This is a genomic window from Methanogenium sp. MK-MG, assembly GCF_009914725.1.
GTDB lineage: Archaea > Halobacteriota > Methanomicrobia > Methanomicrobiales > Methanomicrobiaceae > Methanogenium.
This window is the reverse complement of the sequence record NZ_JAAAWJ010000108.1, coordinates 1-4663: the sequence shown is the minus strand read 5'-3', so window position 1 is coordinate 4663 and position 4663 is coordinate 1. Positions and strand designations below refer to the sequence as shown.

The 4663-nt window shown below is 52.2% G+C and carries 4 protein-coding genes; all 4 read right to left on the bottom strand.

The window, feature by feature from the left end; translation table 11 throughout:
* A partial coding sequence (locus tag MKMG_RS10650; RefSeq protein ID WP_165077866.1) for a sodium:solute symporter occupies window positions 1-957 on the bottom strand: 957 nt, incomplete at its 3' end.
* A gap of 199 nt (window positions 958-1156) precedes the next feature.
* Window positions 1157-1660, bottom strand: coding sequence for an acetolactate synthase small subunit (gene ilvN / locus MKMG_RS10645; protein WP_165077865.1), 504 nt, complete (start codon window positions 1658-1660; stop codon window positions 1157-1159).
* Window positions 1657-3336 (bottom strand): biosynthetic-type acetolactate synthase large subunit, encoded by a 1680-nt coding sequence (gene ilvB, locus MKMG_RS10640; RefSeq protein WP_165077863.1) that lies wholly within the window; start codon window positions 3334-3336, stop codon window positions 1657-1659. Before ilvB ends, ilvN begins: the two co-directional genes overlap by 4 nt.
* Window positions 3333-4663: alpha-isopropylmalate synthase regulatory domain-containing protein (locus MKMG_RS10635; protein WP_165077862.1), on the bottom strand; the 1331-nt coding region annotated here is incomplete at its 5' end. The genes MKMG_RS10635 and ilvB, both read right to left, overlap by 4 nt.

The following is a 4663-nucleotide window of genomic DNA, read 5'->3' as shown; positions in this document are numbered from 1 at the left end:
TCTGTCCTGAGTATTCACGGTCGCAGGCAAGACCAGTTTTCCTTCCTCAACCAGCACCCGCACGGCAAACCCGGTAAACTTCACCAGGAACATCACCACGGCATAGATGCCAAACGCGATCAGAGGAGACCATTTGAAGAATTTCGTATCCTTTGCGGCAAGAATATTGTTTACCACATGCGGAGCACAGGCAAGACCGACGATCAACAGAATCCCAAATGAAAAGAGGAACTCCGGTGTACAGAAGGCGTATGACGCGTATACAGGGGACGGGTAGAACGGCTGCACCATATTCGGGTCAATCGATGCGAGCACTTCGTTGATATGGGTCAGACCGCCCGCGGAGATGATGACCAGGGGTGCCATGATAAGAACTCCCACGATGAGAATCATTCCCTGTATCAGCGTCGTCCATGAGACGGCATACATACCGCCAATAACCGTGTAGACCGTGATAATGACGGCCGATATGATCAGTGCTGTTGTATGCGGAATATTAAACAGCCAGACCAGAACGAGACTGATGGCAGTGTACTGGCCAACGAGATAGATCAAAGAGACGACAATCCCTGACACCGCCGCAAGTCCCCGTACCGTCTTCGGGCTTTCATAGCGGTGTGCGAGGTAATCCTCGACCGTCATGTACCCGGTCTTTTTCGAGACCGCATGGAGCTTTGCGCCAAAGACGATGATGGCAAAGGCTGCTGCCAGCGGAACGAAGAGCTGTTCCCAGATACCCGGCCACCCGGATGAATAGCCAAATCCACTGACACCGACCAGGGTCATGCCGGAACAGACCGAGGCCACCATCAGGATGGTAAATACCCAGAACCCAAGGGAGCGGCCCGCAAGAATATAGTCTTCGGTATTGTGTATTTTCTTTGAGGCCCAGCCCCCGATACCGATGAGCATGATACCGTAGAGTGCGATGATGCCAATCGTGATCATATCAGACATCGGGATCGTCACCTCTGAAATGCAGGCCCCACCAGATGAGGATGCCAAAACAGACTGCAAGCGCACAGGCCACAGACACTAACGTTATATCGGGTAATCCAAACATGTAACTAGGGTAATGTGTGGTATGTTAACATATAACATGATTGCATTTTTTCCGGAATATCATGCAGGTTCCTGAAGAAAAATAGAGAAACGGTTATTTTTTGGGAGAAACGGTCTTTGAACCGCGCGTCATCGCAATCTTTCCGGTCCGCACCAGTTCTTTGATGCCATACTGCCGGAGAAGACTCACCAGTGCGTCAATCTTTCCGGTGTCGCCTGTCACCTCGATAATGACTGTGCGTGTTCCGACATCAATAATCCGGGCCCGGAAATTATCTGCAAGCTGCATCACCTCGGCACGCGTCTGCCCTGCTTCAGCAGCGACCTTTATGAGCGCAATCTCCCGTGCGACATGACTCGTGTAGGTGATGTCGCTCACCTTGATGACATTGATGAGTTTATTCAGCTGTTTTTTCACCTGCTCAATGATCTCGTCGTCTGCAATCACAACGGCAGTTATTCTGCTCATCCCAGGCTCTTCACAGCTACCGACGGCGAGACTCTCAATATTAAACCCGCGGCGGGTAAAGAGTCCTGCCACCCGCGAAAGCACACCCGGACGGTTCTCTACCAGAACTGAGATTGTATGCGGTTTCATCTCTTCTCCCCCAGTATCATCTCATTGATGGCAGCCCCTGCGGGGACCATGGGCATGACATTCTCCTCACGCTCAATTCTGAAGTCAAGTAAAAACGGCCCGTCGTGTGATAGTGACTGCTGTATCGCATCGGATACATCAGCCGGATCAGTCACACATATTCCCGGCACGCCGTATGCCTTTGCAATACCGACAAAATCAACAGACGGCATATCAGTGTAGGAATACCGCCTGTCATAGAACAGTTCCTGCCACTGGCGGACCATGCCGAGGTACTGGTTATTCAGGATCATGACCTTTACCGGGATATTATACTGGACAACCGTTGCAAGTTCCTGAATATTCATCTGGAAACTGCCATCCCCTGCAATGTCAATAACCGGTTCATCAGGACAGGCAATACTGGCACCAATGGCTGCCGGAAACCCGTAGCCCATGGTGCCCAGACCACCGGATGTAATCCACTGGCGTGGACGCGTAAACGAAAAATTCTGTGCAGCCCACATCTGATTCTGGCCCACCTCAGTCACAATTATTCCCGCACCTTTGAGGATGTCAGAGAGTGTCCGGACGATATACTGGGGAGTCAGTATACCGGCATCAACAGTTGCATGCTCTGCTGACTGTCTCTTCCATTCAGCAAGTCGCCCGTTCCATGGGCCCCGGACTCTCTGTTCCGTCAGTTTCTGGTTGATCTCTGTTAAGACATACCTGACATCTCCTACTATCGGAAGGTCAACAGCCTTATTTTTACCAATTTCAGCAGGGTCAATATCGATATGAATGACCTGTGCGTTGGGGGCAAACGACTCGAGTTTTCCGGTGACCCGGTCATCAAACCGTGCACCAATGGCAATGAGGAGGTCACATTCAGTGATGGCATAGTTGGCACTCTGTGTTCCATGCATCCCAAGCATCCCCAGGTTCAGGGGATGATGGGACGGTATCGCACCCAGTCCCATCAGGGTGGTTGTGACAGGGATCATCATTGTCTCTGCGAGCTGCATAAGTTCTGCATCACCACCGGATGCAATCACCCCGCCGCCTGCATAGATGACAGGGCGGGCCGCCCCTGAAATCATGCTGACAGCCTTTGCAATCTGTCTCGGGTGCCCCCGCACGGTCGGCTGATACCCCCGTATCGTAACCGTGTCCGCTACAGGTTCGGGTTTGTCGACAACATCGGTCTGCACATCCTTGGGAATATCGATTAAGACCGGTCCCATGCGTCCGCTACCGGCGATGTAGAAGGCTTCATGAACAATCTTCCCGAGTTCACCCGCATTATTCACGAGATAACTGTGCTTGGTAATGGGAAGAGTAATTCCTGTGATATCTGATTCCTGAAATGCATCATTTCCCAGGAGTGTGGTCGGGACCTGCCCTGTTATTGCCACTACCGGGACGGAATCCATGTAGGCTGTGGCAATCCCTGTAACGAGGTTGCAGGCCCCGGGCCCGGAGGTGGCGAGGCACACCCCCACTCTGCCGCTTGCCCGTGCATATCCGTCTGCAGCGTGAATTGCTGCCTGTTCGTGGCGAACAAGGATGTGCCGGAGTGGAGAGTCATATAATTCATCATATATCGGCAGAACGGTGCCGCCGGGGTATCCAAAAATGGTGTCCACCCCTTCGTGCACCAGGCTCTCTATCAGTATGTTAGCCCCGTTTTTCATTTATCATCCCTCAGTAGTCTGTTCATCCCGGCAATGACTGCTTCAACACTTGCGGTGATGATGTCAGTCCGCGCGCCACGGGATGTTATTATTTTTCCGTCCTTCCTCAATTTAACAGTTACATCTACCAGTGCATCTGCACCACCGGTAATCGCATCCACATGATAATCCTCAAGACTGATATCGGCAACATCTGAAACAGAATCCCGCAGAGCATTAATCGTCGCATCAACAGGCCCGTTTCCTGTGGCTGCACCGGTTATTTCGTTTCCGTTCACTGCCATCGTCACCGATGCCGTCGGAATTGACTTGTTTCCGGAGACCACCGTAAACTGGCGCAGGCTGATTGCAGGAGTGCACACCAGCTGCAGCACCGTATCTGCAATAGTCATCAGGTCAGCATCAGTGACCCGCTTGCCTTCATCTCCCAGCTTTTTTACTCTCGTGAGAATGGCTGCGAGCTGTTCGGCGGTGACCGTATAACCCAGTTCATTCAGGGACGCCTCAACAGATGCTTTCCCCGAATGCTTTCCGAGGACAATCCTTCTGGTTCTTCCGACCATCTCAGGCGGTACCGGTTCGTAGGTCCGTGCATTCCTGAGCACTCCGTGTGCGTGAATACCACTTTCATGGGTAAATGCCATGGACCCTACGATGGCCTTGTTCGCCGGAAGATCAATTCCTGTCAGGCGTGCCACCAATGTTGAGAGGGGGTATATCCGTTCAGTATGAATGCCGGTATCCATTCCATAGAGCACTTCAAGCGACATCACCACCTCTTCAAAGGGAGTATTGCCTGCCCGTTCACCCAGACCGTTCACTGTCACATGCGCACATGAGGCACCTGATTTCAGTGCGGCAATGGTATTCGGGAGTGCAAATCCGAGATCATTATGGCAGTGTATACTGACCGGTGCAATGCCTGCCAGAGGAGGTATGAACTCTGCAGTCAGTTCAGGTGTCAGAATCCCCACGGTATCGCAGAAACAGAGCCGGTCGGCTCCATGGGCAACGCCGTCTGTGAAGATACGGGATAAAAATGCCTGGTCTGCACGGGACGCATCCTCACCTGAAAGTTCAACGATGAGTCCCCGTTCCTTTGCATACTCAACCGCAGACATGGCCATCGCATATACCTCATCACGGGTTTTCTGCATCTTCTCTACAATATGCAGATCACTCACCGGCACAACAAGATGTACAGAATCAGCACCTGCGTCTGCGGCCAGGTCAATATCATAGGGCAGTGCCCGCACATAGGTGCAGCATTCACTATCAAGCCCGGCATCAGAGATTAACCTGATTGCGGCAAGCTCTCCTTCGGATG

Excerpts from the sequence above, each read along its gene's own strand:
- ilvN (WP_165077865.1), bottom strand. The coding sequence starts at position 1,660 with ATGAAACCGCATACAATCTCAGTTCTGGTAGAGAACCGTCCGGGTGTG.
- ilvB (WP_165077863.1), bottom strand. The coding sequence starts at position 3,336 with ATGAAAAACGGGGCTAACATACTGATAGAGAGCCTGGTGCACGAAGGG.